The sequence below is a fragment of the Vibrio sp. 10N.222.52.B7 genome (genome assembly GCF_041474275.1).
Taxonomy (GTDB): domain Bacteria; phylum Pseudomonadota; class Gammaproteobacteria; order Enterobacterales; family Vibrionaceae; genus Vibrio; species Vibrio crassostreae_C.
In genome coordinates this window covers 1-491 of record NZ_JBFRTU010000288.1, presented here as the reverse complement: position 1 = coordinate 491, position 491 = coordinate 1, and the positions used below count along the sequence as shown (strand labels likewise).

The 491-nt window shown below is 47.3% G+C and carries 1 pseudogene; it reads right to left on the bottom strand.

The annotated features are described in order from the left end of the window. Window positions 1-491: pseudogene (locus tag AB4512_RS22870) on the bottom strand (glutamate--tRNA ligase); the annotation flags it as partial.

Here is a 491-nt window from a genome sequence, read left to right as displayed (position 1 = left end):
ATGAACTCAAGAGCCATCTTGATGCGAGCGATTACGCGCTCTTTACCAACAAGCTCCATCACTGCATCAACAGAAGGAGACTGACCGCCGCCTGTTACTGCTACGCGAAGTGGCATACCGATTTTACCCATGCCGATCTCTAGCTCTTCACATACAGCTGCAATCACACCATCTTTGATGTTTGCAGTAGTGAAATCTTCAAGTGCTTCAACCTTAGCAAGAGCAAGCTCTAGTGGGCCTTTAGCAACACCACGTAGGTGCTTCTTCGCTGCGCCAGCTTCAAACTCAGAGAAATCTTCGTAGAAGTAACGAGATTGCTCAGCAAGTTCGATAAGCGTGTTACAACGCTCGCCAACTAGCTTGATCACTTCAGTGATAGCTGGACCGTTTGTTGTATCGATCTTCTGTGCGTCTAGGTGCCATTGCAGGTATTTTGCAACGTACTCAGGCTCAGATGTCTTGATGTAGTGGTTGTTCAACCAAAGTAGCTT